The following is a 24,589-nucleotide window of genomic DNA, read 5'->3' as shown; positions in this document are numbered from 1 at the left end:
CGATCCGGTTTCCGGGGTGCCACGACGCTGTGGACTGGGCCCTACGAGCGGTGACTCTGTTGCCCCTTTACCGAACGCGACTACTTGGTGTCGTCTGCCTTCGGCGTGGATCCGGGGGCCTTCCTCGCGGCAGTAGCAGCAGATGTGGAACCGGTGCCGGACATGCTGTCCTTATCCCTGTCCCCTGCTGGTTCCTGCGGCTCGTCAACGTGGCCCGGATCGCTTTGGTTATCTGGGAGATTACCACGCGAACCAGTATCTGAGACAGATGCGTCCACATCATGACTGGTGACGCTGGTCACCGAGGCAGGGTCTTTTTCCGCCTTCTTTTCCGGCGCCCGGCCCGGCAAATAAGGAGTGTCGGGCACCGGACGGCCCCGCCTGCCAAGGATGAAGAAGATCGCCAGCGCGGCAATAAAGACGAAAATGCTGGTCCACACATTGAGCCTGGTGGTGATGCCAAAAAGACTGATCTGTTCGGCATCGTCAATGCGCAGCGCTTCAATCCACACACGGCCCAGGGTGTAGTACACCGCGTACAGCCAGAAGAGCCTGCCCCAACGGAAGTTGAACTTCTTGTCCAGGAGCAGCAGGATGGCCACGCCTACGAGGTTCCACAGCATCTCGTACAGGAACGTCGGGTGGAAGAGCGTACCTGCAGCCATATCGGGCGGGAAGTTGGCATTCGCGGGATCGATTTCGAGTCCCCAGGGCAAGGTGGTGGGCGCACCGAAGAGTTCCTGGTTGAACCAGTTCCCCAAGCGGCCAATGGCCTGTGCCAGCAACAATCCAGGAGCAGCGGCGTCGAGGAAGGCAGTCAACTTGACGCCGGCCCGGCGGCAGCCGATCCAGGCACCTACCGCACCTAAGATGACGGCACCCCAAATGCCCAGGCCGCCACGTTGGATCTGAGGTATCAGGGAAAGGTCCCCCGTGCCGTCAAAACCCGGGCCGAAGTACGCATCCGGTGAAGAGAACACGTGATAGAGGCGGCCACCGATGATGCCGAACGGAATAGCCCAGATGGCAATGTCCCACAGGCTGCCTTCGGGCGTCCCGCGGCGCTTCCAACGGGTGGAGGTCAACCACAAGCCCACGATGATGCCCGCCAGGATGCAGAGGGCGTAAGCGTGGATGCGCAACGTCCCCCACGGCAGCGGAATGTCGAAACCGGACCACGACGGGCTCGGGATACTCATGGGGACCATTGCCGCAGCGTGGAGGACGGTCTGCATTCGCTTCGCTGTTTCCTTTTCCTAGGCTTCTGCAGCTGCGCGGCCCAAGCCGGCGCTGAGGTTCTTGGTGAGTTGTCCGACGGCGTCCACGCCGCCATCGCGGAGGGCCGCCACCAAAGCGGTGCCGACGATCACGCCGTCCGCGTAGGCGGCGATTTCGCGGACGTGGTCCGGGTTGGAGACGCCCAATCCGACGCAAACGCGCTCGGCGCCGGCCGCATGGGCGCGGGCCACCACATCTTCAGCACTGCTGCTGACGGAGGTGCGTGTTCCAGTAACACCCATGATGGATACGGCGTAGACGAAACCACGGCTTGCCTTGACCGTCATGTCCAGACGCTCCGGGGTGGACGAGGGCGCCACGAGGAACACCCGGTCCAAACCGTACTTGTCCGAAGCTTCGAACCATTCCTGAGCCTCGTCGGGTACCAGGTCCGGTGTGATGAGTCCGGCTCCCCCGGCTTCGGCCAGCCTTCGGGCAAACTCGTCGACGCCCATGCGCATCACAGGGTTCCAGTAGGTCATGACCAAAACTGCCGCATCAGTAGCGGCCGTAATGCCGGCAACCACGTCAAACACATTGGCAACGCGGAAGCCGTTGGAGATCGCTTCTGTGGTAGCGGCCTGGATGACCGGTCCGTCCATTACGGGATCGGAGTACGGAATCCCGATTTCGATGAGGTCGGCACCGTTGCGGGCCAAGGCTATGCCTGCCTCAATGCTCTCCTGGACCGTGGGGTAGCCCGCGGGAAGGTAGCCCACCAGGGCAGCGCGTCCTTCTGCTTTGGCACGATCAATGGCCACGGCGGATTTGCTGGCAAATTCTTCAGTCATCAGTTCTGGTCCTCGTTGACGTCCACGGCTGCTTCGGACGGTCCTTTGGGCTTGCGTGTGGAGAGCGTAGTGCCCTTGACATGCCCTTCCTCGTCCAACATGTTGAACCAGGCAGCGGCAGTTTCCACGTCCTTGTCTCCACGTCCGGACAGGTTGACAATCACCGTCACGTCCGACGGCGTGTCCTTGCCTTCGGTGAGCCGCTTGCCGATCTTGATGGCACCGGCCAGGGCGTGGGAGGACTCAATGGCGGGGATGATGCCTTCGGTCCGGCACAGCAGGCTGAACGCATCCATGGCCTCGGTGTCAGTCACGGCCTCGTAGGTCACACGCCCGATGTCGGCCAGGTACGAGTGCTCCGGACCAACGCTGGGGTAGTCCAAGCCGGCCGAAATGGAGTGGGATTCGATGGTCTGGCCGTCTTCGTCCTGCATGAGGTACGAACGGGCACCGTGGAGTACGCCTGGACGGCCCAGGGAGATGGCTGCAGCGTGGCGGCCCGTTTCTACACCTTCGCCGCCGGCTTCAAAGCCGTAAATCTTCACGGACGCGTCATCGAGGAATGCGTGGAACAATCCGATCGCGTTCGAGCCACCACCGATACATGCAGCGATGGCGTCGGGAAGCTTACCTGTTTGCTCCAGGATCTGGCTGCGTGCTTCTTCCCCAATGACTTCGTGGAAGTAGCGGACCATGGCAGGGAACGGGTGCGCACCTGCTGCAGTGCCCAGAAGGTAGTGGGTGTGCTCCACGTTGGAGACCCAATCCCGGAGGGCATCGTTGATGGCGTCCTTGAGGGTCTGGGAACCATTGGTCACCGGAACCACCGTGGCGCCGAGCAGCTGCATGCGGGCCACGTTCAAGGCCTGCCGACGGCAGTCCTCAGCACCCATGTACACAACGCACTCGAGGCCCAGCAGGGCTGCGGCCGTGGCACTCGCAACGCCATGCTGACCGGCACCGGTCTCGGCGATAACGCGGGTCTTGCCCATGCGCTTCGCGAGGAGTGCCTGGCCCAGCACGTTGTTGATCTTGTGGGAGCCAGTGTGGTTGAGGTCCTCGCGCTTGAGGAAAATACGTGCTCCCCCGGCGTGCTCTGAGAAGCGCTTGGCTTCGGTCAGCAAGGAAGGCCTGCCGGAGTAGTTCTTGTTGAGGTCCTTCAGCTGCGCGATGAACTCGGGATCAGCTTTGGCCTTCTCAAAAGTGTCCTGAACCTCGTCAAGGGCGGCGATGAGCGACTCGGGCATCCAGCGTCCGCCATAGCTGCCAAAGTAGGGCCCCGATGCGTTCCGCAGCGAAGGGCCACCTTGCAGGAACGCGTCCGCCGCATTCTCTTCTGAGCCGGCTGTTGGCGCGTCGACCATCAGTCTCACCGTCCTGTTCCAGTTAGTTCATTGGGTAGTTCCACGTGCCACAAGGCAGCCTCAGGCTTATGCCCGGGCTGCCCTGCAACTATTCGCCGTGATTCAGTTACTGCCTCAGTTCCTGACGGCGATGGCGGCAGCTCCAGCTGCCTTGAATTCAGTGATACGTTCGCGCGGTGTGGAATCGCTGACCAGCGCCTCCCCCACCAGGATGGCGTTAGCGCCACCCGCGGCATAGTGCGAGACGTCCTCGGGACCCCTGACTCCGGATTCCGCCACGATGACGGACTCAGCCGGAATCAAACCGGCCAAAGATCCGAAAACGGAGCGGTCGACGTCGAGCGTCTTGAGGTTGCGGACATTGATGCCGATGATCTTGGCCTGTGCCGCAACCGCGCGCTCGATCTCTTCCTCGGTGTGCGTTTCCACCAGCACGTTCATCCCGAGCTCGTGGCTCAGCGCACTGAAGTCGGCAAGCTCCGAGTCGGACAGTGCCGCTACGATCAGCAGGATGAGGTCGGCTCCGTGGGCACGGGCCTCCCAAATCTGGTACTCGTCAACGGTGAAGTCCTTGCGCAACAACGGAGTTTCGACGGCGGCGCGCACCGCATCAAGGTCCGCCAGCGAGCCGCCGAACCGGCGCTGTTCGGTGAGGACGCTGATGACGGAAGCCCCGCCGTCGGAATACTGCACAGCGAGCGACGCGGGATCGGCGATGGAGGCCAAGTCACCCTTGGAGGGGCTGCGACGCTTGATTTCAGCGATGACTTTGAGGTCGTTGCGGATGGATGACGGGCCGCCAAGGGCCGCCCAGGCATCACGAGCGGGAGCGGCGTTTGCGGCGCGCTCCTTCAGCTCCGCGAGGGACACGAGGCCTCGGCGGGCCTCCATGTCCTCCTTGACTCCAACAATGATGTCATCAAGAACGGTCACGATTAGTGGCCGTTGTTCTGCAGCTTGCTGCCGCCAACTCCGTAGCCTGCCTTACGCATGACGAAGCCCACGATCAGGCCGATAACCATGACAACCAGTCCGCCGACGAAGATCGGGGTGCTGGCGATGACGAACGCGATGGAGGAAATCAGGGCACCGACCAGCATCACAAGTACGCACGTCCAGGCAGCCGGGCTGTTTCCGTGGCCGATGGCGTCAGCGTGGCTGGCCATGGTGGATTCCGCTTGGTTGTTGGACACTGTGGTTTTGCTCATGTGAAATCTCCTCAGGATGAATACTGCTTACATTCTGCCATTTATTGACGACGGCCGGGACATCGCCGGACGTCAGGACGGCCAGTGTCGGCTTTGTTGCACCGGACCTGCATAAAAGTCCGCTGTGAGTGCCTACGTCGGGTCTTCACCGCGCGAGAGGCTGTCCCAACTGTCGATCTCGTCCACGGGTTCGCTGCCGCTCTTCTTTACCCTCGCCGCGGCGTCGTACTTGGTTCGTGAGGTCCAGTGGCGTCCGGCCAGCGGCAAGACAATTGCGCAGACCGCCAGGAGGCAACCGGCAACGATGGCAACCACAGGGAACGCAGTTACTGCTGCGTCGGCTTGCCCGCCCGAGACTCCCGTGGCCGCGGCAATGGAACCTTGTGCGGCTCCCAGCGGATCGAGTATCACGGTGACAGCCGCGAGGACGATCCCCGCAGCAGACATCGTGATGAGGACAGCGATGATCCAGCGGGCGATCTTTCCGGCAATGGATGCGGCCAAACCGCCGGCCAGAGCGACGACGGCCAGCGCCGTGACTGCTGTGGCGGCCTTGCTGCCTTGGACATGGAGGTCGCTGTTCGAAGCGCCGGCGGGGTCCAGGCGCACCTCGATCCAGGTCTGCGTCGTGGCTCCGAAAACAGCCAGTGCAAGGATGGTGGTGGCAAGGACAATCGTGGATTTCCGCGCCCAGCGCGGCGCCTGCCTGACGGAAGGAGCTGATGCTGCCGTGCTCATGAGGCGGGAGTCCCGTCGTCGGAAGCGTCCGCGTTCCGCACGGTGTCCACGGCGATGTTCTGCAGCGACCCTGCCGTGTGGACTGCCCTTAGCGGCGCTGCGGCCTTGTTCACCGTCTCCAACGCCTCGGAAGGCTTGTGGGAATCAGCCACGATCCCACCGCCGGCCTGCACGTAAGCGCGGCCATCACGGAGAAGTGCGGACCGAATCGCAATGGCCATGTCCATGTCGCCGGCAAAGTCCAGGTAGCCAACCACACCACCGTAGATTCCGCGCCGGTGGGGTTCGAGTTCGTCCAGGAGCCTCAGCGCCCTGGGCTTGGGCGCTCCGGACAACGTACCGGCCGGGAAGGTCGCTTTGAGGACGTCGTAGGCCTTGGCATGGGGGGCGAGCTCGCCAACCACAGTGGACACGAGGTGCATGATGTGGCTGAACCGCTCCACTTCCATGAACTGCGTGACGTCAACCGTTCCGGCTACGCATACCTTTGAGAGGTCGTTGCGCGAAAGATCAACCAGCATCAGGTGCTCGGCGCGCTCTTTCTGATCGGCCAGCAGTTCAGTAGCCAGGGCCTTATCGGCTTCAACAGTCTTACCGCGGGGGCGTGAACCGGCGATCGGGTGGGTGATGACTTCCTCACCGGTCACCGTCACCAGGGCTTCGGGTGATGAACCAACGATCGAGTACTCGCGGCCGTCCGCATCCTGCAGGCTGAAGAGGTACATGTACGGGCTTGGGTTGGTATTGCGCAGGACGCGGTAGACATCCAGGGGGTCGGCAGCGCACTCCATTTCGAAGCGCCGGGAGATCACTACCTGGAAAACCTCCCCGTCAACAATGGCTTCCTTGCCGCGATCAATGGCCTCCAAGTACTTGGCTTCATCCCAGCGTTCCTGCACGCTGGAGGCGAAGTCCAAGGCTGCAGTTTCCAGCACGGAAACCGGCTGGGCAACAGGAGTGCTGATCTGGTCCAGCAACCCCTTCACCCGGGCTACGGCGTCGTGCCAGGCGTCATCCACACGCTCGGAACTGTCATCAAAGTTGATGGCATTGGCGATCAGGAGGACGGTACCGTCCACATTGTCGTGCACCGCCATGTCGGTGACCAGGTTCAGTGCCATCTCCGGCAGCTGGAGGTCATCCACGGGCGGGGAAGTCAGGCGCTCCCAGTGCCGCACGGCCTCCCAACCAAGGAAGCCGACCAAGCCGGAGGTGAACGGCGGCAGGCCGTCGAAGCGGTCCGTCTGCAGAGCAGCAATGGTGTCGCGAACAGCTTCCACCGGGTTGCCTGAAACCGGCACACCGACGGGCGGCTCACCGATCCAGTGTGCTTCCCCGTCCTTGGTGGTCAGCGTTGCCCGGGATTTGGAACCAATGAAGGAATAGCGCGACCAGGCGCCGCCGACCGCTGCGGATTCCAGGAGGAAGGTACCCGGCTGCCCCTTGGCCAGCTTCCGGTACAGGCCGATGGGGGTCTCGGCGTCGGCCAAAACCTTGAGTCGGACAGGGATGACACGGCTGTGGACGGCGAGTTCGCGGAACTCTTCCAGGCCCGGGCTGATGATTCCAAGGTCCTGCATGGCTATGTTCTCCGCCTTATTGTCTGAGGTGGTGCGTCAGTGGAAAGTGGTGGGTGCCTTATTCGCGGTGGCCCGTAACGACGGTGAAGTCGCGACCATCGAAGCAGGTCCGGGTTCCGGTGTGGCAGGCTGCGCCGATCTGGTCCACGCGGATCAGGAGGGCATCGCCGTCGCAATCAAGGGCGACAGACTTCACGAACTGTACGTGTCCGGAGGTGTCGCCCTTGCGCCAGTACTCCTGGCGTGAGCGGGAGTAGAACGTGACCCTGCCGGACGTCATGGTGCGGTTGAGTGCCTCATCATCCATCCAGCCGAGCATGAGGACCTCGTTGGTATCGTGCTGCTGAACGATCGCTGCGACAAGGCCGGAAGAATCCCGTTTGAGGGCGCTGGCGATCTCCTGCGGCAAGGGGCTCGCGGGGTCGCTGGAAAGCTCCGCGGCAGGAGTTGGGCTGGGGGCGGACTGCTCTGACATCAGATCAAGTCTAGTGCCTTCGGAGGGAGCGGGATTCTGCGGCGGTTCCACTGCGCAAGAGTGCTCCGATCGTGCTAGTTTCACAAGTGATGCATTTCGTCGATCCTTCCCGAGAAGTACTGGCCGAAACCCTGCTGGCTGCCGGGCCTGACTCCCCCACGCTCTGCGAAGGGTGGTTGACCCGGGATCTTGCCGCGCACTTGTACCTGCGCGAACGGAAGATCGCCGTGGGCCTGGGGCTCCTGATCCCCAGCCTGGGCAAGGCATCCGAAAAAGCCACGTCCAAACTCGCTGCCAAGCTGAAGAGTTCGGACGCCTACGCGGACCTCGTCAAGACGTTCCGTGCAGGTCCGCCGGCGCTTTCCCCTTTGAAGATCAAGGCGCTGGATGAGACATCAAACCTCATTGAGTACTTTGTGCACACCGAGGACATTCGTCGCGCCGGTGACCGCTGGGCGCCCCGGGCCTTGGACGAAGCCTATTCGGACGCCCTTTGGGACGAACTGATCAAGCGTGCCGCGTTCCTGTACCGTGGCGTGGACCTCGGCATCGTGCTTGTGCGCCCCACCGGCCCCCGCCATGTAGCCAAGCGCGCCCCCGTCTCCGTTGCCATCGTTGGCGAACCTGGCGAACTTCTCATGCACGCCCACGGCCGCACCAGCCAGGCCCTTGTCACTTTTGAGGGCCAGCCGGACGCCGTCGCGCTTTTGCAGTCCGCGGACATTGGCCTCTAACCACCAATAGGGCTTAACAGCAAGGGAGGGTCACCTGCACGGTGGCCCTCCCTTGCTGTTAACCCTGAAAGCTAGCGGACTTCGAAGCCGGCGTCTCGAATCGCCGTCTTGACCTGGGCAATCATGTCGTCCGGGCCGAAGTGGAACACGGATGCCGCCAGTACTGCGTCGGCGCCTGCCTCCACGGCGGGCGGGAAGTGCGCAGGCACTCCTGCCCCACCCGAAGCGATGATCGGAATGTTCACCGCGGCACGAACCAGGCGAATCAATTCGAGATCGAATCCGTCCTTGGTGCCGTCCGCGTCGATCGAGTTGAGCAGGATCTCTCCCACTCCCCGATCGGCTGCTTCCTTGGCCCAGGCAATGGCGTCGATTCCGGTCCCGGTGCGGCCACCGTGGGTGGTCACTTCGAAACCGGACGACGTCGGCTGGTCGCCTTCGCGCGTACGGCGCGCATCCACGGAGAGCACCAGCACCTGCGAGCCGAAGTGGCGGGTGATTTCGTCAATGACGTCGGGCCGGGCAACGGCAGCGGTATTGATGGACGCCTTGTCCGCACCAAAGCGCAGGAGCTTGTCCACCTCGGCAACACCACGCACGCCTCCACCCACGGTCAGGGGAATGAAGACTTCCTCCGCTGTACGGCGGACGACGTCGAACGTGGTTTCGCGGTTTCCGGACGATGCTGTGACGTCAAGGAATGTGAGTTCGTCGGCCCCGCCATTGTCGTACCGGTGGGCAAGTTCCACCGGGTCGCCGGCGTCGCGGAGTCCTTCAAAGTTGACGCCCTTGACGACGCGGCCGGCGTCGACATCCAGGCAGGGTATGACGCGTACGGCTACAGCCATGTGCTGCTCCTCAGTTCTTTGTGCTCAGCTGTTGTTACGCGGCTCAAATACGGCAGGCGTGGATGCTGCTGACCAGGATGGCGCGCGCGCCAAGGTCGTACAGCTCGTCCATGATGCGGTTGGTTTCCTTCTTGGGAACCATGGACCGCACGGCAACCCACTCGGAATCGCGAAGCGGCGAGACCGTGGGTGACTCCAAGCCAGGGGTCAGGGCTGCTGCGTCTTCCACAAGGTCCTTGCGGATGTCGTAGTCCATCAGCACATACTGGCGTGCCACAAGAACGCCCTGGAGGCGACGAATGAGGATCTCGATTTCCTTGGCCGTTCCGTTGGCGGCGCCACCGGAGCCGGAGCGGCGGATCAGCACGGCCTCGGACTTCAGGATGGGATCGCCAAAGATTTCCATACCGGCAGCCTTGAGGGTGTTGCCTGTTTCAACGACGTCGGCAATGGCATCCGCCACGCCGAGGCGCACGGAAGACTCCACGGCTCCGTCCAGGCGGACCACTTTGGCGTTGACGCCTCGCTCGGCGAGGTAGTCGCGCAGAAGTCCGTCATAGCTGGTGGCCAGGCGCTTGCCTTCAAGCTGCTCGACGCCGGTGAAGTCACCTACGGGACCAGCAAACCGGAACGTGGACGGGGCGAAGCCCAGGGGAAGCAGCTCTTCGGCTTCCACCTTGGCATCAAGCAAGAGGTCGCGGCCAGTGATGCCGACGTCCAGGGTTCCCTGGCCTACGTAGACAGCGATGTCGCGGGGACGCAGGAAGAAGAACTCAATGTCGTTGTCGGGATCAACCATGACCAGTTCGCGGGTATCGCGGCGCTGGCGGTAACCGGCCTCGGACAACATTGCCGAGGCGGCTTCGGACAGGGATCCCTTGTTGGGGACTGCTACACGGAGCATTGGGAGACTTTCTTTTTGGAATGGAGGTTTTCAGGCACCTTGGCCACGCAGGGGGCTCCGCAAAAGGCAGGCGGAGTGGCGTGGCTAGAGATGCTTGTAAACGTCCTCCAGGCTGAGGCCCTTGGCGAGCATGAGGACCTGCAGGTGGTAGAGCAACTGGGAAATTTCCTCAGCAGCGGCTTCGTCCGATTCGTACTCCGCGGCCATCCAGACTTCGGCGGCCTCTTCGACCACCTTTTTGCCGATGCCGTGGATTCCGGAGTCCAGTTCGGCAACCGTGCGCGAGCCTGCCGGGCGGGTCGCTGCTTTCTCACTCAGTTCTGCGAACAGCGTCTCGAAATTCTTCACGCCCTCCAGACTACTTGCTCGGGGGCGACCACCGCTTGTTGGGGCGTTGCATGACGAAGGGGATGTGAGTGAAGACACACCCACATCCCCTTCGAGCCAACGCTTCTAACTGAACTGCTTGAGTGTCACAGCCGTGGCCAAGGCAGCGGTCACTGCTTCGTGGCCCTTGTCCTCCTTGGAACCGGGAAGGCCTGCACGGTCGATGCCCTGCTGCTCGGTGTCACAGGTGAGGACGCCGAACCCGACCGGTACGCCGGTGCGGACACTGACGTCGGTGAGTCCCGACGTCGCGGCCTGGCAGACGTAGTCGAAGTGCGGCGTTCCGCCGCGGATAACCACGCCAAGTGCTACGACGGCGTCAAAGTGCGGCGCGAGCCTGGCCGCAGCAACAGGAAGCTCAAAGCTGCCCGGAACCCGCAGCAGCGTGGGTTCCGCGATGCCGGCTTCCTTGGCTGCGCGCAGGGCGCCGTCAACCAATCCGTCCATGATCTGCGTGTGCCAGCTTGCCGCCACAATGGCGAGCTTCAGCTGCGAGGTTTCCTCGGGGTTGAGGGTGGTGAGGTCAATAGTGGGTGCGCCGTGGCCGCTCATGTTTGTTGTGAATCCGATCAGTCTTGGTTGTTGTCAAAGGGGTTGGGTGCCGGTGTCTTGCCATTGCTGACCGGCTCGACATCGAGCGTCAGACGGTGGTCCATCCGGTCCTTCTTGGTCTGTAGGTAACGCAGGTTCTGTTCACGGGACGGCACCTCGGTGGGCACCATCTCCACAACAGTTACCCCGGCCTTGTCCAGGCGGTGCTGCTTGTCCGGGTTGTTGCTCAGCAACCGGACTTCGTGGAGGCCCATCTCGGCCAGGATCTGACCTGCCGCAGCGTAGGAGCGCGCGTCAACCGGCAAACCCAGCTGCTCATTGGCTTCAACAGTGTCGAAGCCGGCTTCCTGCAGCGCGTATGCCTTGATCTTGTTGGCCAGCCCGATGCCACGGCCCTCCTGGCCGCGCAAGTAGAGCAGGGTTCCGCCCTCTGCGTGGATGAGTTCCAGCGCGAAAGCCAGCTGTTCTCCGCAGTCGCAGCGGTAGGAACCGAACACATCACCGGTAAGGCACTCGGAATGCAGCCGTACCAAGGGTGCGCGGCCACCCGCGGGCGGGTTCGGGGAACTCACGGCAAGGTGCTCGTGCCCGGTCTCAAGGTCCGTCCACGCCTGGGCCACGAAGTCACCAAAGGCCGTAGGCAACTGCACAATCGGCCCACCGCTGACGGGGTGCGGCGCGGGGCCGGTGTGGTCGCTGTTGCGTGTGGTCGATGCGGTCATCGCTTCTCCTCGTCCTCCTGTGAAACAAGTGCCGACTGGGACTCTACCGCCTCAACATACGACACCAGGTCCTCGATCGAGATGAGGGGGCATCCATGTTCAGCGGCAAAGTCTCGCAGACTGTCCAGCCGCATCATTTCACCGTCGTCATGTACCAACTCTGCGATCACACCCACCGGAGCCAGCCCGGCAAGACGACACAGGTCCACGGCAGCTTCCGTGTGACCTGGACGTTCACGCACTCCCCCGTTAACTGCCCGCAACGGGAAAATATGCCCGGGGCGGGTGATCGATGCCGGAGTACTGCTTGGATCTGCCAGAATCCGGGCCGTCAAGGCGCGGTCAGTGGCTGAAATTCCGGTGCTGACTCCGATCGCGGCGTCGCAGGAAACGGTGTAGGCAGTTCCCTTGGCGTCCTCGTTGATCTCCACCATCGGCGGCAGGATCAGGGCGTCCGCACGTTCTCCATCCAAGGGAACACAGATGACGCCGGATGAATACCGGATGGTCCAGCCCATGAGGGCCGGAGTCGCGTGTTCCGCTGCGAAGATAATGTCGCCTTCGTTCTCGCGATCTTCGTTGTCCACCACGATCACGGCTTGGCCCGCCGCCATCGCGGCGATAGCGGACTCAACAGGATCAAGTCCGGTACGACGCTCGCCGGCCGGAGTTGTCTTGGCAGGAGCGCTCATCGTACGTCTCCCTGCCGGGGCGCGAAGGACAGCAGTCGTTCGGTGTACTTGGCCAGAACATCAACTTCAAGGTTCACGCGGCCGCCCACCGCTTTGGCCCCCAAGCCTGTTTCTTCCAGCGTGGTGGGGATCAGTCCCACTTCAAACCACGGTGCCGTTTCGGCCGCAGGACTGACGGCGGTCACGGTGAGCGAAACACCGTCGACGGCGATCGAACCTTTTTCGGCGATGTAGCGTGCCAGCTGGGCCGGCACTCCAAACCGCAGCCGGTCCCAGTTTCCCAGCGGCTCGCGCTCCAGCAATTCACCCACACCGTCCACATGGCCCTGGACAACATGGCCGTCCAGCCGCCCGCCGGCCGGAACGCAGCGTTCCAGGTTCACGGCATCTCCCTGCGCCAGCTCGCCGATGGTCGTCCGGACCAGGGTCTCCCCCATGACATCCACGCTGAAGTCCTGTCCGTCGATCCGGGTGGCTGTCAGGCAAACTCCGTTGACGGCGATGGAACCGCCCAAGGGCAATCCCTCCGCGGTGGTGGGCGCTTTCAGCCTCAACGTTGCGCTGGTATCGCCGTCGTGCTCAATGCCCAGCACAGTGCCTTGCTCAGCAACGATTCCCGTAAACATCAGTGTCCTTCCGTGACATATTCCGCAGCTTCACTGTGTGAAGCCAAATTGTTCTGCGGAACCGAATTCTTGATAGTGCTGGCGGCCCCTCGTGGGGACCGCAGATGGAGCCGAAGGTCATTGCCGAGGATGCGCACAGCGCCACCGCCGGCCTCGTCCCAAGACCAGTGCTGGGCGTCGGCCAGCGTGGTAATACCGAGGTCGTTCAGTGCCGGAGTTCCGGATCCCAGCAGCGTCGGAGCCAGATAGACGATCAGTTCGTCCACAAGGTCTGCGGCGAGGAACGTGCTCAGAATCGACGAGCCGCCTTCCACCATGAGATGACGGACCCCCTGCTCGAACAGCATGCCCAAGGCTTCCGCCGGATCCCGTGTGGGCAGGTGGACGAAACGCCCATCAGTTCCGCGGACCGCAGCGTCTTGGGGGACGTCCCGCAGGCCCATGACGGCTCGTATTGGCTGATGAGGTGAAAGTTCGCCGTCCGGGGTTCGGGCCGTGAGCCGCGGGTTGTCGACCAACACGGTCCCGGTGCCCACCAGGATCGCGTCAATGAGTCCGCGCAGTCCATGGTTGTCGGCAAGCGACTCCGGACAGGAGATCCACTGGCTGGTGCCATCCACCGCTGCGATGCGGCTGTCCAGGGTCTGGGCGATATGCAAGGTGACGAACGGACGCTTGGCCGCGACGGCGTCGAACCAGTCACGGTTCAGGTCCAGCGCCTTTCCGCCTTCCAGTCCCGAACTGACCTCAACACCGGCGGCCGTGAGCGTACGCGCACCGCCCGCGGCAGGGTCATGGGGATCGTCGACGGCGTAAATCACCTTCGCGATTCCGGCGGCAATGATGGCCTGGGCGCAGGGGCCGGTGCGACCCACGTGGTTGCACGGCTCCAAGGTCACCACCATAGTGGTTCCCACGATGTCGATGCCCTTCTTTCGGGCTTCGGAAATTGCGTCAGCTTCGGCATGGGCAGTGCCGGCTCCCCGGTGATAACCAGTTGCCAGTTGCTCGCCGTCAGGACTGAGGATTACCGCCCCGACCAGCGGGTTGGCTCCACGGGGACCCGCCAGCGCCGCGGTCAATGCGGCCTCCATGGCCCCTTTTTCGGCGGCGGTGTAAGGCGTGTTGGCGAAGCTCACAGGATCGCTCCCGCAGAAACGGCAGCTGCCGGGCTGGCAGCGCGGACGGCGCGTTCACGCTTTTCTGCCCGCCACCATACGAAGAACCCCGTGAGGGTGAAGAAGCCATAGAACAGGTACATCACCGCGCTGGCGTAGTAACCAGCGCTGAACAGGAGCGGCACGCCCACAATGTCTACGGCCACCCAGATCAGCCAAAACTCGGTCCATCCACGGGCCATACCGTAGGTTGCCAGCAAGGAGCCCATGAAGGTCCAAGCATCGGCCCAAACGGGCGGGTAGGAGCCAAGGGCGTCGAACAAGGGCGTCAATGCTGCCGTGCCGGCCACCATCGCACCAATCAGGGCGATGCGGACCTTATTGCTGGCCCAACCGGGGACGATGGCGCGCCCTTGGGTGCTTGATTGCCGACCCTGCTGCCACCGGTACCAGCCATAGATGGCGACGGCGATGAACATGATTTGGCGTGCGGCTTGTCCCCACAAGGTGGCTGGCGCTGCTGCGCCGAAGATGTTGCCCAGGAAGACCGTGAGCAGGAGGATGTTACCGACGATGCCGATTGGCCAAGCCCAGACTTTGCGGCGCATACCGCCGAGGGCGCTGAGGAGCCCAAAGATGTTTCCAAGCACTTCGCGTAAGACAAGAGCAGATCCTCCAACGGGGATCTGTGCTTCGAAGAGCCATCGCAGAAAGTCCATGCCGTTCCTTCCCAGTAAGCCGCGATGACTCCGGGGGTGTACGACAGCGCAATGCCGGGCGTTCGCAAAAGGAACGCCCAAGGCATGACTGTACGTGCTTCTCCCATCCAGACTTTAACTGTCGGTACCGGAATTTCACCAGTTCAACCGTCCGCCACCGGATGCCAATTTCTTGGAATCCAATGGCTCGCGGGTCGCGGACTATAACCGCCGGTTCGGACTTACACCGACCCCGGAGCACGTATGTGTGTTGTTATTCTGCCACAACTACCAAGATGTCCGGGCTATTCCCGGGCCATCTTCGTAACATATTGTGACGGTCGTCAGGCTTTCGTCGCGGAAGCAGCCTGGCCCGCAGCGCGGAGCCGGTCGATCGCTTCCGCAGGGTCCTGATGCCCATAAACTGCCGAGCCCGCAACGAATACGTTGGCCCCTGCCTCAGCGGCCCGAACAATGGTCTCCTCAGTGATGCCGCCATCCACCTGGATGGCAACGCCGATGCCCGAACCTTCGATTGCCGCCCGGGCACGACGGATCTTGGGCAAGATGATGTCCAGGAATGACTGTCCCCCGAATCCGGGCTCCACCGTCATGATCAGCAACATGTCCAGCTCGCTAAGCATGTCCAGGTAGGGCTCCACGGGCGTTGCCGGGCGCAGGGCCATACCTGCCTTGGACCCGCGGGCCCGTAGCTCGCGGGCCAGCTTGACCGGCGCGATGGCAGCTTCGGCATGGAACGTCACTGAAGCAACACCTGCATCCGCGTAGGCAGGTGCCCAGCGGTCGGCGTCGGAAATCATCAAATGCGCGTCCAGCGGAACCGGGCTGACCGCTTGAATTCTCTGCACCACTGGCAGTCCCAGGGTCAGGTTGGGCACGAAGTGATTGTCCATGACGTCCACGTGGACGGCATCAGCATTGCTGATGCGATGGAGTTCCGCCTCAAGGTTGACGAAATCCGCTGAAAGGATGCTCGGGTTGATACAGCACTGAGACAAGGCAGCCCCCTCTAATGGAGTGATAGTCGAAAGCTCGGTGATGGTCTAAAGATTGGTAGCTACGGCTTCTTACGGATGATCGCCATGAACATGGCATCCGTCTGGTGAACGTGCGGCCACAACTGGGCTGTGAGCTCGTGACCAGCGCCGAGGCTACCGGTGAGGCTGACATCGTCCAACGCTTGTCCGGCGTCGAGGAGTTCAAGGTCCCCGCGCTTGGCCAGCACGTCAGTAACAACAGCTGTGGTTTCGGCCGGATGTGGCGAACACGTCACGTAGGCCACCACGCCGCCGGGCTTGACGGCATCAAGAGCGGACTTCAACAAGTCCCGCTGCAGCGGTCCCAGGTCGCCAATGTCCTTGGGCGAGCGGCGCCACCGCGATTCGGGCCGACGTCGAAGGGCCCCAAGACCACTGCAGGGTACGTCCACGAGCACACGGTCAAAAGTTCCGGGCTGCTCTGCGCCCACTTCACGACCATCACCGGTCCGCACTGTCCAGGCCTCAGCGGGAACAGCCGACAGCGCTTGCTGAACAAGTTTGGCCCGGTGCGGTGCAGGCTCGTTGGCCAGGAGAGTCGCGCCGTCGCGGTAGGCCAGGGCAGCTAAGAGCGCCGCCTTCCCTCCGGGGCCGGCGCACAAGTCCAACCATCGTTCACCTTGTGCAGGCGACTCCCCCAGCTCGACGCCGGCCAAAGCCCGAGCCACAAGTTGTGATCCGACGTCCTGGACACGCGTTGTTCCGCGCCGGACCGATTCGAAACGGCCGAGGTCTCCGCCAGCGGATAGAGCTGAATCTTCTACCAGCTCACCTGCGGTGGCTCCATTGTCGAAAGCTTCGTCGAGGTTTCCCAGTCCTGGCAAGGCCACCAAGTTGACCACCGGCGCGGCGTTATCTGCCTCCAGGAGGGCGTCGATTTCGTTTTTAGGGCGGCCATGGTTTACCAACGATTGGCGTAGTGCCCGGACAATCCATTCAGGGTGCGCATGGCGCAAGGCAGCGATTTTGGTTTCGTCGGATTCGTCATCCAGCAGGATCTCAAGCCACTCGGCCATGCTGTGAACAGTGACTTTGCGAAGTACCGCATTGATAAGGGCCGACGGGCCGGCGCCGATAACCGCGCGTGCCAGGCCGACGGTCTGGTCCAACGCGGCATGGGCGGGAACGCGCATGGAGAGCAGCTGGTGCGCACCGATTCGCAGGGCATCCAGAATTGCAGGATCCAATTGCTCCAGGGGGCGGTCCACGCAACGGGCAAGAATGGCATCGTAGGTACCCTGCCCGCGCAAGGCCCCGTAGCTCAATTCAGTGGCGAATCCGGCATCCCGACGGTCAAGGCGGTGTTCCCGGATGCGCGCCGGAAGCACAAGGTTTGCGTAGGCATCTTCGGAAGCAACCGCGCGGAGCACTTCAAAAGCCACCAATCGGGCTGGATCTGCGCGGCGGGTGCGCTGCGACGGAGCGTTATTGGTGAAGCCCCTCTGCGGTCCCCTGTTTCGCTCGCGGCCCTGGGCGTTGCGCTTGCTCTCCCCACGGGCTCCACGGTTGCCCTGCGAGTCTCGGTTTCCCGCCCCGCCGCCGTCCCGGCTCCCGCTGTTGTTGGGGCCTCGGCGGCCGGACTCGCTCATTCGAATACCACTCTCTCGGGTGTTGCCAAGCCGCGGGCCCAGTCGGCCGACGACATCATTTTCTTACCGGCCGGTTGGATCCGGCCAAGCTCCACTGCATGCGAACCTGTACCCACCAGAACCGACTTGCCCTCCACCCGGATGCTTCCCGGAGGAAGGTCCATGATCCCGGGACGGAGAGTTACTGGCTCAAGTTTGACCCTCTGGCCTTCCAAAGTTGTCCATGCGCCGGGTTCAGGAGTAACTCCGCGCGCACGGCGGTTCAAAGCAAGGGCCGGCTGCTGCCAGTCCAAGCGCCCGTCGTCGAGAGTCAGTTTGGGGGCAAGGGAGATCTCCCCGTTTTGAGGCTGCGGAGCAGCTTGACCCGCATCAATAGCGGAAAGTGTTTGGCTCAGCAAAACTGCGCCGCTGATGGACAGTCGCTCGAGGAGATCGCCCGCGGTATCTTCCGGACGAACTGTTTCGGTCAGTGTCCCGAACACAGGCCCGGTATCGAGGCCTTCTTCAAGCTGGAAAGTAACGGCCCCGGTGACGTCGTCGCCCGCGATGATGGAACGCTGCACGGGGGCAGCACCGCGCCATGCCGGAAGCAGGGAGAAGTGCAGATTGACCCAGCCGTGCCTCGGGACACCCAAGGCAGCTTTGGGAACGATGCCGCCGTAGGCAACAATGGCGGCGACGTCGGGAGCGAACTCCTCGATTCTGGCCGTCGTGTCGGCGTCGACCTTTGCCGCGCGAATGACCTCGATACCGAGTTCCATCGCCCGTCCAGCCACCGGCGAAGGAGTCAGGACACGTTTGCGGCCCACGGGCGCATCCGGCCGCGTTAGAACGGCCACGACGTCGAAGCCGGCCTTAACCAGCGCATCCAACGACGGCACAGCCACAGCCGGTGTTCCGGCGAAGAGTACCCTCACTCGGGCGCCCCGAAGCTTCCGCCGCCAAAACTCGACCCGACGGAATTGGCTCGCTTGGACGTGGTCTGCTCGGTAATCGCGTGGTAGTTGGCATTCCGGATAGCGCGGAGGGCGGCCTTACGGTCGTCGCCTTCCAGCCTGTCGGTGTACAGGACCCCATCAAGGTGATCTGTCTCGTGTTGGAAGCAACGAGCGAGCATGCCTTCAGCCTCCACCGAGACCGGATTGCCGTTCAGGTCCACGCCGGTTGCCCGGGTGGCCCGAAAGCGACGCACAGGGAAGCCCAGGCCGGGAATGGAAAGGCATCCCTCCACCTCGTCCGGCTGGAAGTCCTCACTGTTTTCCAGGACCGGGTTGATGATGTGGCCTTCCACTCCCCCGATGCGATAGGTAAACACCCGCTGGCTGACGCCCACCTGCGGCGCGGCGAGACCTGCACCCTCAACGTCCTCCATGGTTTCCGTCATGTCAGCTACCAGCTTGGCGAGCTCCGGACCGAAATCGGTGACGGGGTCAGCTACGGTGCGCAGCACCGGGTCCCCGATGATTCGGATACTCAAAATTGCCATCTGCTGTCAGTCCTCACGATCGTCAAACCAGGTTCCGGTTGTTGCGGAGCCTAAGCCAGTTTAGTTGAGGACAAGGCCGGTGTCGGTGCCGCTCCGGCTGACGCAAAGACCGGCGGAGCAACGGGAAGCAGTGGCTGCCCCGCAGCGACAACGTCCGCTGACATCTCCCATACCCGCCGCAAGGCGCAGAACTTCCACCAATGGTGCTTGAGGATGTCAGGGTTGGCCCGCTGCGGCCGGACTTCGGTCTCACCGATGGCCACCGCGAGCAGCATGGGGTTGTCACCGTATTTCCACGGCTCCCATTCGCCCGCAACAGGATCCACCAGGCTTTCCTCGGCCTTCATCCCGGCCGCGAGTTGCATGACCACTTTGTCATCCAAAGCCTTGACTGTTCCGTCCCTGGTGGTTCCCTTGGTTTTGTAGTCAATCAGGCAGATGCGGCCGTTGATCCGGGCTACGAGGTCCAACGTCCCGGCATAACCCACCGTCTTGTTCCACACAGTGATCTCGGGCGCGAGTGGCTCCACCCGGTAGAGGTCCCACCATTCGTCAAAGCGCGCCGCGAAGGCCTGTTCACCATGGGCAGCGAGGTCGTCCCTGCATTCCTGCATCCGGTGCGGACGACCCATCGCCCGCAACGCTACCTGTTCGCAGTAAGTGTGGACGCGGTCACCGCGTGCGGCCGCCGCGTCCCGGTAAACCTCCGCGGCTTTGGAAGCTTTGTTGATTGCCTGACGGATTTTCGCGGGGCTTCCGAGAATCGAAGGAAGCTCAGGATCCGCGGCCAGGCTGCTCGCCCCCATGTAACTGAACCACCCGTCCAAGGCGTGCGCCTGTTGTCCGATCACCGTAGTAATGGACGGCACGGAAAATTGCTCAGTTGTGGAGCGGGCGTACATCCGGCCGTAGTCAGTAGCGTGGGCAAGCAGTGGAGCAGTCATACAAAGACTGTGTCATAGAGGGCCGACAGAATTCATCCGCGGGAAGATCAGCGCCAGTTGCTCTGGGGGCAGCCTGGCGAGCTTGCCGGCGAGAATCGGGGCGGTCAGCGCGAGATCCGCGAAGGGCGTGGCAGGTTCCGTGGAGGCCGTGGCAGTGGCCTTGGCCGCAGGCAAGTCCGGGTCTTCTTGTTCGCGCATGCTGATGTGTGTCGCGTCCGCACAGTTCGTGACGCAGAAACCCGCAATCCGCCAAACAAGCCTGCTGCAAAGAAAAACCCCGTCCGGGCTGACTCAATCAGTCCAAACGGGGTTTAACCATTTGCATACAGGTGGTGGGCGATACTGGGTTCGAACCAGTATCGCGTTTGCTTGCGAAAGAGCGACATGACGCTAGAGTCCCTTGGATTCACCGGAAATATGGGATGCTGCTTAGGTCATTAGCGGTCACGAAGTACCACGGAATCCCACAACGAGTACCACGCAGGTACCACGAAAGCAGTATGAAAGAGACCCACATGGCCCGCGAATCCTTCGGGATCATCGACAAGTTGCCCAGCGGCAACTTGCGCGCCCGGTACACAGGTCCCGACGGAAAACGCCATGCGGCGCCCGGGACTTTCAAAACCAAGGGTGCTGCCCGGGCTTAGCTGTCGGACCGGAAGACCGAAATTGCTTCCGGCAGGTGGGTACATCCCGACGTGGCCGCCACAGCCAGTGCTGTGCAGTCGGTGACCTTGGGCGATTACGCGGAGACCTGGATTATGACGCGCACAAACAGCAAAGGCGAACCCCTCCGGATCAGGACCCGCGAGGAATACCAGCGCTTGCTCAATGGCCCCTTGGCGGAGTTCCTTCCGCTTATGCTCGGCGCCATCTCCCCCGCCCGTGTCCGCACTTGGCGCTCGGCACTCATGGCCGAAGGTAACGTGACCCAGACCAGCCGGGCCTACAGCCTGCTGAGCTCGATCATCTCCACAGCAGTCCAGGACGGAATAGCTACATCCAACCCCTGTCAGATCAAAAGCGGGCACAGCACGACCACCGGCAAGGCAGTCAAGCCGCCCACAGACGATGAACTGGCAACCATGCTGAAGACAATCACGCCCGAGTACAGGGCAATTGTCATCGTTGCTGCCGTCGGCGGCCTGCGTTTCGGGGAGGCCACTGAGCTTAGAGCCAACAGCGTGAACGTTGAGTGCGACGACAACGGCGCAGTCACAGCTGTGAGACTGAGCATTACCCAAGCTGTCGTGAAGACCGCCACAAAGGGACGCCTGGTTGGCGAGCCCAAGAGCGCCGCTGGCGTCCGCACGCTTGCCATATTCGGCGAGGACGCCGAGATTCTCGCTGACCATGTCCAAGGCAAGACCGGCAATGCTCTGCTGTTCCCGGCGGCAGACGGCACGAGCCATCTCAGCCAAAGCACCTTGTGGAGGCACTGGAACAAAGCACGGGTAGCAGCAGGTCGCAAGGATCTGCCCTTCCATGGGCTCAGACACTACGCGGGCACCCGCTACGCCCAGGCCGGCGCCACGACCAGCGAGACCATGGCACGGCTGGGCCACTCGTCCGTCAAGGCTGCCATGAGGTACCAGCACAGCGGCAACAGGGACGACGAGCTTGCTGCACGCATGAGCCGGCGCACGAAGGCTTAGCTTGGTCAAGGAACGCGTTGAGTCATCGTGATTCAGTAAACCGGCTAAATTAAGTTCACGAAAACGATTGAAGCTGGGAATGCCTACGAATGGAAATCCGGCAAGCCACTGAACGACCAGTCGGCATATGACTCCTGAACATGCGGCAATTCAAAGGAGTTCCTCGAACTCACTCAGCACCTCGCTCATTTCGCGCTTAGTCAGGCGGGTTGGCGGTCGCTGAGATACGACAATGTCGCGTCCAAGAGGTTCACGATGTCTTGGCCGTTGGCGTTTCCGAAATCGACGTCTGCCGTGGCCTGGAACCGCAAGGTGCTATCCCCGAAGAAAGCCGGAGTCGTCTGTTGCCTGCTGTTCTTCTTACCGTTCGCAGCGCTGGTGCCGGCAAATCCATAGCGCACGACCTGTTCCCAGTCTCCCTTTGCAACCGGACGTGACACGCCGTCTTGTGTGAGTAAGCCGGCAAGTTGGGGATGGGCAACGTTCATATACCTCTTCAGCGCAGGGAAGTCGATGTGCGTGTCCATGCTCTGTGACAGCTCATGAGCCGTCCGGCGTATCTCCTCGTTTTCAGGCTCCCCCGGGCGGTTGCCAAAATCCACCCCGAACCGCAATTTCCCGCCTTGGTTGTTCTGTTGCCAGCGCACTTCGGCCATAAAACAGCGGTACTCGTCTTCACCCCTTATGGGAGTCCATGCTTGGATCAGCGGCAGCCCTCCTCCGCTTGCCACATCCGCTTTGCTCAGCCTTCCTCGGCTCCGAAGGTCGGCTGCTATCCGACGGGTCAACACCCGCGCCAAGAACTTCTGAGTGAGTATATTGAGGGGCTTGCCTTCAGCTCCCCGTGCCGGCCCAAAGGCTCTGGATAACAGCCAGTCCCATTCGCTCAGAACTACGAAAGCATGGTTTGCGAGTGCCCGTGACACTCCGTCATCCGTATCGGTCCAGGCTTCAAAAACCTGAGCCAGGCTTAGGAAGCTCCAGTCAAGGGTCGAGTCCGCATCCACGCGCTGCCTATCCATGCTGAGCGCCGCAAGATAGAGACTGGGATTGCCCGGAAGGGATTCATAATTCGCTTGCTGTTTAGCGCTCATGATGTGGCCCAGCTTGACCTCGATTGCAGCAACTCGTCCATCCTTGGCCGTCAGCAACAGGTCCGCTTGATTTGATCCGATTGCTTCCCGCTCCACCGTCTTCGGCATGAAGCCAACTAACTCTGCCCAGGGCTCGCTATTTCGATCACTCAAAAACTGCAAGAGGTCCGAGATGCTTGTCTCGCGTGCCAGAATCCTGTCCAGACCTCGGGTTCTAATCCAAGGTTGTGATGTCGTCATGCCACGAGCCTGACAGGTAATTGGCATGCTGCCCAATCCCTCCGCAGGCGTGAATTCAGCAATCACATTGAAAGTTGTGCAATTGTGGTGGCCGTTGAATTCACGCCCATACGCGGGTTCAACCGAATGCGGCTTTGCCACTGACGCGACGCGTCTTGGCAGCGCAATGCCAACTTTTTGGCAATTTTGGCGTGTCGCTCAAGGTTGGGTTCAGTCGTTCTGATATAAGCAAGGTCCACAACTCACTGTCCCACAACATAACGGTTATTATGTTGTGGATATCAGGTGTGTCCACGAATTATCCAAAAACCCAAAATACTTATCCACATTGCCGATTTTTGCTTGACGGCATCTGTGCAACTCATGTAGGCAATCCAGAAGTGTCCGAATTCGAACCGGGCAAAGCCACTAAAGCCAACAGTATCCTTATGACATGAGCCCGCAGAGTGGGATCTTCCCGCCGTCACTGCAACCGCCGCTGGACGTCGTGCTGGCCAAAGCTGTGGCGACGCTTCCGGGGCCGAACGCGATGCCAGGTAGTAGCTGGTATGAGCCGAAGTTCGATGGCTACCGCTGCCTGCTGGTAGCTGGAGACACTGTGACTCTCTGGTCCCGCTCGCGCAAAGAACTCACCAAGTACTTTCCGGATCTGGTTGCTGCTGCGGAGCGCGAGCTCCCGGAGGGCTGCATCGTCGACGGCGAGGCTGTCATCTGGAACAACAACCGGCTGGATTTTGATGCCCTGCAACGCCGCATGGTCACCGCCAAGGCTATGTTGCCGGCACTGGCACGCGAGCTACCTGCATCATTTGCCGCCTTTGACGTGCTTGCTGTCGCCGGGCAGGACACAAGAGCTCTTCCTTTCTCCAGCCGTCGGGCTCTGCTACATGAACTTGCCAAAGACTGGATCCCGCCACTCGAACTCTCCCCCGGCACCACCGACCTGGACACAGCCCGGAAATGGTTCGAGCAACTGCCCGCTACGGGCGTAGAAGGGGTCATGGTGAAGGGTCTCTCACAGCTTTATGTGCCAGGCACGCGCTCCTGGTTGAAGATAAAACACAGAGACAACACGGACGTTGTCTGTGCTGCCGTCATCGGGAGTATCACCCAGCCCCAGGCAATCATCGCCGGACTACCTATTGATGGTCGTCTCCGCATCGTTGGACGCTCGACGGCTTTGGCTGCCAGTACCGCCCGGGAGCTGGCACGTTATCTGACACCAGCACAGCTCCATCATCCATGGCCTGAAGAAATCAATGAAACAGGGCTGAACAGATTCTCCAAAGACAAAGGGCCAGTCCAACTGACACTGGTCGAACCCCTTGTCGTGGAGGTCTCAGGTGATACCGCCTGGTCCGGCAATGCCTACCGGCATCCGCTGCGGTTCGTGCGCGCCCGGCCTGAATTGGATCCCGACGATGTACACGTACCAGAGCGCTGATCCAATCGCCACGACTGCATGTCGGTCTCTCTACCGCAGTGGGTCATCGCGTAGGGGAGCGACTCAAACTGAGTACTGATCGCCGTAGTCTCCTCACTGGTCCTGCCAAAGTCGAGTACTAGATACGCATGACAGGGCATAGGCACCATGCCACAGTGAGGTTGAAGTTTGATTACTCCACACCCACAAGTGAAGAGACTGCCCTATTCACCTCACGTCGAACCACAACGTGCCGAGAAAATTCCCACCATCCGCAAACTGTAAATTTGGAGGCTCGCGACAAATGAAGCAGAACTTGAAATCAGTGTCGCTGGCCCTCGATTGCTTTTGCCCTTACAGACTGTCGGCGCCAGATGAGATCCTG

General features: G+C 61.8%; 28 protein-coding genes and 1 riboswitch. Of the genes, 4 read left to right on the top strand and 24 right to left on the bottom strand.

Annotated features, from left to right (window positions below; translation table 11 throughout):
- Positions 1–80: 80 nt before the first annotated feature.
- The 8 genes from lgt to hisI form a co-directional block, all read right to left on the bottom strand.
- A complete protein-coding gene (gene lgt, locus KCX59_RS09650; protein ID WP_179017294.1) occupies positions 81–1,235 on the bottom strand; it encodes a prolipoprotein diacylglyceryl transferase in 1,155 nt (384 codons plus the stop codon).
- Between the two features lie 21 nt (positions 1,236–1,256).
- Positions 1,257–2,069, bottom strand: coding sequence for a tryptophan synthase subunit alpha (trpA, locus tag KCX59_RS09645; protein WP_091466796.1), 813 nt, complete (start codon positions 2,067–2,069; stop codon positions 1,257–1,259).
- Positions 2,069–3,433 carry a tryptophan synthase subunit beta gene (gene trpB, locus KCX59_RS09640; RefSeq protein WP_178995457.1) on the bottom strand — a complete coding sequence of 455 codons (1,365 nt, stop codon included), beginning with the start codon at positions 3,431–3,433 and terminating at the stop codon, positions 2,069–2,071. Before trpB ends, trpA begins: the two co-directional genes overlap by 1 nt.
- Before the next feature lie 114 nt (positions 3,434–3,547).
- Entirely contained in the window at positions 3,548–4,366 is an 819-nt protein-coding gene (gene trpC / locus KCX59_RS09635; RefSeq protein WP_178995458.1) for an indole-3-glycerol phosphate synthase TrpC, read from the bottom strand.
- A gap of 2 nt (positions 4,367–4,368) precedes the next feature.
- Entirely contained in the window at positions 4,369–4,641 is a 273-nt protein-coding gene (locus KCX59_RS09630) for an HGxxPAAW family protein (RefSeq protein WP_011774532.1), read from the bottom strand.
- Between the two features lie 132 nt (positions 4,642–4,773).
- A complete protein-coding gene (locus tag KCX59_RS09625; protein WP_179017293.1) occupies positions 4,774–5,379 on the bottom strand; it encodes a Trp biosynthesis-associated membrane protein in 606 nt (201 codons plus the stop codon).
- Complete coding sequence (locus KCX59_RS09620) at positions 5,376–6,959, bottom strand: anthranilate synthase component I (RefSeq protein WP_179017292.1); 1,584 nt, start codon at positions 6,957–6,959, stop codon at positions 5,376–5,378. Before KCX59_RS09620 ends, KCX59_RS09625 begins: the two co-directional genes overlap by 4 nt.
- Before the next feature lie 58 nt (positions 6,960–7,017).
- Positions 7,018–7,434 carry a phosphoribosyl-AMP cyclohydrolase gene (gene hisI, locus KCX59_RS09615; RefSeq protein ID WP_017197407.1) on the bottom strand — a complete coding sequence of 139 codons (417 nt, stop codon included), beginning with the start codon at positions 7,432–7,434 and terminating at the stop codon, positions 7,018–7,020.
- A gap of 89 nt (positions 7,435–7,523) precedes the next feature.
- On the opposite strand from hisI, the gene KCX59_RS09610 reads away from it, so the two are divergent.
- A complete protein-coding gene (locus KCX59_RS09610) occupies positions 7,524–8,168 on the top strand; it encodes a TIGR03085 family metal-binding protein (protein ID WP_014921431.1) in 645 nt (214 codons plus the stop codon).
- A gap of 71 nt (positions 8,169–8,239) precedes the next feature.
- Here the strand turns inward: KCX59_RS09610 and hisF are convergent, their stop codons facing one another.
- The 15 genes from hisF to KCX59_RS09535 all read right to left on the bottom strand — a co-directional run bounded on the left by hisF (position 8,240) and on the right by KCX59_RS09535 (position 19,990).
- Positions 8,240–9,016 carry an imidazole glycerol phosphate synthase subunit HisF gene (gene hisF / locus KCX59_RS09605; protein WP_091466787.1) on the bottom strand — a complete coding sequence of 259 codons (777 nt, stop codon included), beginning with the start codon at positions 9,014–9,016 and terminating at the stop codon, positions 8,240–8,242.
- Positions 9,017–9,059: 43 nt separating this feature from the next.
- The gene (gene hisG / locus KCX59_RS09600) at positions 9,060–9,920 is read right to left on the bottom strand and encodes an ATP phosphoribosyltransferase (protein WP_017197405.1); all 861 of its coding nucleotides are present in this window, start codon (positions 9,918–9,920) and stop codon (positions 9,060–9,062) included.
- Between the two features lie 84 nt (positions 9,921–10,004).
- Positions 10,005–10,268 (bottom strand): phosphoribosyl-ATP diphosphatase, encoded by a 264-nt coding sequence (locus KCX59_RS09595; protein WP_018778638.1) that lies wholly within the window; start codon positions 10,266–10,268, stop codon positions 10,005–10,007.
- Between the two features lie 105 nt (positions 10,269–10,373).
- Entirely contained in the window at positions 10,374–10,859 is a 486-nt protein-coding gene (gene ribH / locus KCX59_RS09590; protein WP_014921429.1) for a 6,7-dimethyl-8-ribityllumazine synthase, read from the bottom strand.
- A gap of 17 nt (positions 10,860–10,876) precedes the next feature.
- Positions 10,877–11,581: a GTP cyclohydrolase II gene (gene ribA / locus KCX59_RS09585; protein ID WP_178995464.1), complete on the bottom strand. Its 705-nt coding sequence runs from the start codon at positions 11,579–11,581 to the stop codon at positions 10,877–10,879.
- A complete protein-coding gene (gene ribB, locus KCX59_RS09580) occupies positions 11,578–12,273 on the bottom strand; it encodes a 3,4-dihydroxy-2-butanone-4-phosphate synthase (RefSeq protein ID WP_178995466.1) in 696 nt (231 codons plus the stop codon). Before ribB ends, ribA begins: the two co-directional genes overlap by 4 nt.
- Positions 12,270–12,899, bottom strand: a complete 630-nt coding sequence (locus KCX59_RS09575; RefSeq protein ID WP_091466781.1) for a riboflavin synthase — start codon at positions 12,897–12,899, stop codon at positions 12,270–12,272. The genes ribB and KCX59_RS09575 overlap by 4 nt, the downstream gene beginning before the upstream one ends.
- Positions 12,899–14,038: a bifunctional diaminohydroxyphosphoribosylaminopyrimidine deaminase/5-amino-6-(5-phosphoribosylamino)uracil reductase RibD gene (gene ribD, locus KCX59_RS09570; RefSeq protein ID WP_179017291.1), complete on the bottom strand. Its 1,140-nt coding sequence runs from the start codon at positions 14,036–14,038 to the stop codon at positions 12,899–12,901. The genes KCX59_RS09575 and ribD overlap by 1 nt, the downstream gene beginning before the upstream one ends.
- Positions 14,035–14,736 carry a nicotinamide riboside transporter PnuC gene (gene pnuC, locus KCX59_RS09565; protein WP_179017290.1) on the bottom strand — a complete coding sequence of 234 codons (702 nt, stop codon included), beginning with the start codon at positions 14,734–14,736 and terminating at the stop codon, positions 14,035–14,037. Before pnuC ends, ribD begins: the two co-directional genes overlap by 4 nt.
- 90 nt (positions 14,737–14,826) lie before the next feature.
- A riboswitch (FMN riboswitch) is annotated at positions 14,827–14,981 on the bottom strand.
- Between the two features lie 78 nt (positions 14,982–15,059).
- On the bottom strand, positions 15,060–15,734 hold the full coding sequence (gene rpe, locus KCX59_RS09560; protein WP_178995472.1) for a ribulose-phosphate 3-epimerase: 675 nt from the start codon (positions 15,732–15,734) through the stop codon (positions 15,060–15,062).
- A gap of 59 nt (positions 15,735–15,793) precedes the next feature.
- A complete protein-coding gene (locus KCX59_RS09555) occupies positions 15,794–17,362 on the bottom strand; it encodes an RsmB/NOP family class I SAM-dependent RNA methyltransferase (protein ID WP_178995474.1) in 1,569 nt (522 codons plus the stop codon).
- Positions 17,359–18,279, bottom strand: coding sequence for a methionyl-tRNA formyltransferase (gene fmt / locus KCX59_RS09550; protein ID WP_179017289.1), 921 nt, complete (start codon positions 18,277–18,279; stop codon positions 17,359–17,361). The genes KCX59_RS09555 and fmt overlap by 4 nt, the downstream gene beginning before the upstream one ends.
- The gene (def, locus tag KCX59_RS09545) at positions 18,276–18,848 is read right to left on the bottom strand and encodes a peptide deformylase (RefSeq protein WP_178995478.1); all 573 of its coding nucleotides are present in this window, start codon (positions 18,846–18,848) and stop codon (positions 18,276–18,278) included. The genes fmt and def overlap by 4 nt, the downstream gene beginning before the upstream one ends.
- A 50-nt stretch (positions 18,849–18,898) precedes the next feature.
- The gene (locus tag KCX59_RS09540; protein WP_091466771.1) at positions 18,899–19,792 is read right to left on the bottom strand and encodes a cytochrome; all 894 of its coding nucleotides are present in this window, start codon (positions 19,790–19,792) and stop codon (positions 18,899–18,901) included.
- A 12-nt stretch (positions 19,793–19,804) separates the two neighbouring features.
- Positions 19,805–19,990 carry a hypothetical protein gene (locus KCX59_RS09535; protein WP_178995480.1) on the bottom strand — a complete coding sequence of 62 codons (186 nt, stop codon included), beginning with the start codon at positions 19,988–19,990 and terminating at the stop codon, positions 19,805–19,807.
- Positions 19,991–20,292: 302 nt separating this feature from the next.
- Here KCX59_RS09535 and KCX59_RS09530 point away from each other — a divergent pair, with 302 nt between their 5' ends.
- Positions 20,293–20,439 carry a hypothetical protein gene (locus KCX59_RS09530; RefSeq protein ID WP_179017288.1) on the top strand — a complete coding sequence of 49 codons (147 nt, stop codon included), beginning with the start codon at positions 20,293–20,295 and terminating at the stop codon, positions 20,437–20,439.
- A 51-nt stretch (positions 20,440–20,490) separates the two neighbouring features.
- Positions 20,491–21,447 carry a tyrosine-type recombinase/integrase gene (locus KCX59_RS09525; protein WP_179017287.1) on the top strand — a complete coding sequence of 319 codons (957 nt, stop codon included), beginning with the start codon at positions 20,491–20,493 and terminating at the stop codon, positions 21,445–21,447.
- Between the two features lie 200 nt (positions 21,448–21,647).
- Here KCX59_RS09525 and KCX59_RS09520 read toward each other — a convergent pair whose 3' ends face one another.
- Complete coding sequence (locus tag KCX59_RS09520) at positions 21,648–22,781, bottom strand: hypothetical protein (protein WP_218649076.1); 1,134 nt, start codon at positions 22,779–22,781, stop codon at positions 21,648–21,650.
- Positions 22,782–23,214: 433 nt separating this feature from the next.
- Between KCX59_RS09520 and KCX59_RS09515 the strand changes: the two genes are divergently transcribed.
- Complete coding sequence (locus tag KCX59_RS09515) at positions 23,215–24,225, top strand: ATP-dependent DNA ligase (protein ID WP_179017286.1); 1,011 nt, start codon at positions 23,215–23,217, stop codon at positions 24,223–24,225.
- Positions 24,226–24,589: the final 364 nt, after the last annotated feature.

Source organism: Paenarthrobacter nitroguajacolicus, assembly GCF_051027655.1.
GTDB lineage: Bacteria > Actinomycetota > Actinomycetes > Actinomycetales > Micrococcaceae > Arthrobacter > Arthrobacter nitroguajacolicus.
The sequence above is the reverse complement of the archived record's forward strand: the minus strand, read 5'-3'. Positions and strand labels throughout refer to the sequence as shown.

Bases quoted from the DNA above. Each gene is read 5' to 3' on its own strand.
- trpB (WP_178995457.1), bottom strand. From the start codon at position 3,433: ATGGTCGACGCGCCAACAGCCGGCTCAGAAGAGAATGCGGCGGACGCG.
- KCX59_RS09625 (WP_179017293.1), bottom strand. From the start codon at position 5,379: ATGAGCACGGCAGCATCAGCTCCTTCCGTCAGGCAGGCGCCGCGCTGG.
- lgt (WP_179017294.1), bottom strand. From the start codon at position 1,235: ATGCAGACCGTCCTCCACGCTGCGGCAATGGTCCCCATGAGTATCCCG.
- KCX59_RS09610 (WP_014921431.1), top strand. From the start codon at position 7,524: ATGCATTTCGTCGATCCTTCCCGAGAAGTACTGGCCGAAACCCTGCTG.
- hisI (WP_017197407.1), bottom strand. From the start codon at position 7,434: ATGTCAGAGCAGTCCGCCCCCAGCCCAACTCCTGCCGCGGAGCTTTCC.
- trpA (WP_091466796.1), bottom strand. From the start codon at position 2,069: ATGACTGAAGAATTTGCCAGCAAATCCGCCGTGGCCATTGATCGTGCC.
- KCX59_RS09530 (WP_179017288.1), top strand. From the start codon at position 20,293: ATGAAAGAGACCCACATGGCCCGCGAATCCTTCGGGATCATCGACAAG.
- hisF (WP_091466787.1), bottom strand. From the start codon at position 9,016: ATGGCTGTAGCCGTACGCGTCATACCCTGCCTGGATGTCGACGCCGGC.
- def (WP_178995478.1), bottom strand. From the start codon at position 18,848: ATGGCAATTTTGAGTATCCGAATCATCGGGGACCCGGTGCTGCGCACC.
- ribA (WP_178995464.1), bottom strand. From the start codon at position 11,581: ATGACCGCATCGACCACACGCAACAGCGACCACACCGGCCCCGCGCCG.
- ribH (WP_014921429.1), bottom strand. From the start codon at position 10,859: ATGAGCGGCCACGGCGCACCCACTATTGACCTCACCACCCTCAACCCC.
- KCX59_RS09535 (WP_178995480.1), bottom strand. From the start codon at position 19,990: ATGCGCGAACAAGAAGACCCGGACTTGCCTGCGGCCAAGGCCACTGCC.
- pnuC (WP_179017290.1), bottom strand. From the start codon at position 14,736: ATGGACTTTCTGCGATGGCTCTTCGAAGCACAGATCCCCGTTGGAGGA.
- ribB (WP_178995466.1), bottom strand. From the start codon at position 12,273: ATGAGCGCTCCTGCCAAGACAACTCCGGCCGGCGAGCGTCGTACCGGA.
- KCX59_RS09520 (WP_218649076.1), bottom strand. From the start codon at position 22,781: ATGACGACATCACAACCTTGGATTAGAACCCGAGGTCTGGACAGGATT.
- hisG (WP_017197405.1), bottom strand. From the start codon at position 9,920: ATGCTCCGTGTAGCAGTCCCCAACAAGGGATCCCTGTCCGAAGCCGCC.
- KCX59_RS09515 (WP_179017286.1), top strand. From the start codon at position 23,215: ATGAGCCCGCAGAGTGGGATCTTCCCGCCGTCACTGCAACCGCCGCTG.
- KCX59_RS09620 (WP_179017292.1), bottom strand. From the start codon at position 6,959: ATGCAGGACCTTGGAATCATCAGCCCGGGCCTGGAAGAGTTCCGCGAA.
- KCX59_RS09540 (WP_091466771.1), bottom strand. From the start codon at position 19,792: ATGACTGCTCCACTGCTTGCCCACGCTACTGACTACGGCCGGATGTAC.
- KCX59_RS09630 (WP_011774532.1), bottom strand. From the start codon at position 4,641: ATGAGCAAAACCACAGTGTCCAACAACCAAGCGGAATCCACCATGGCC.
- KCX59_RS09555 (WP_178995474.1), bottom strand. From the start codon at position 17,362: ATGAGCGAGTCCGGCCGCCGAGGCCCCAACAACAGCGGGAGCCGGGAC.
- KCX59_RS09575 (WP_091466781.1), bottom strand. From the start codon at position 12,899: ATGTTTACGGGAATCGTTGCTGAGCAAGGCACTGTGCTGGGCATTGAG.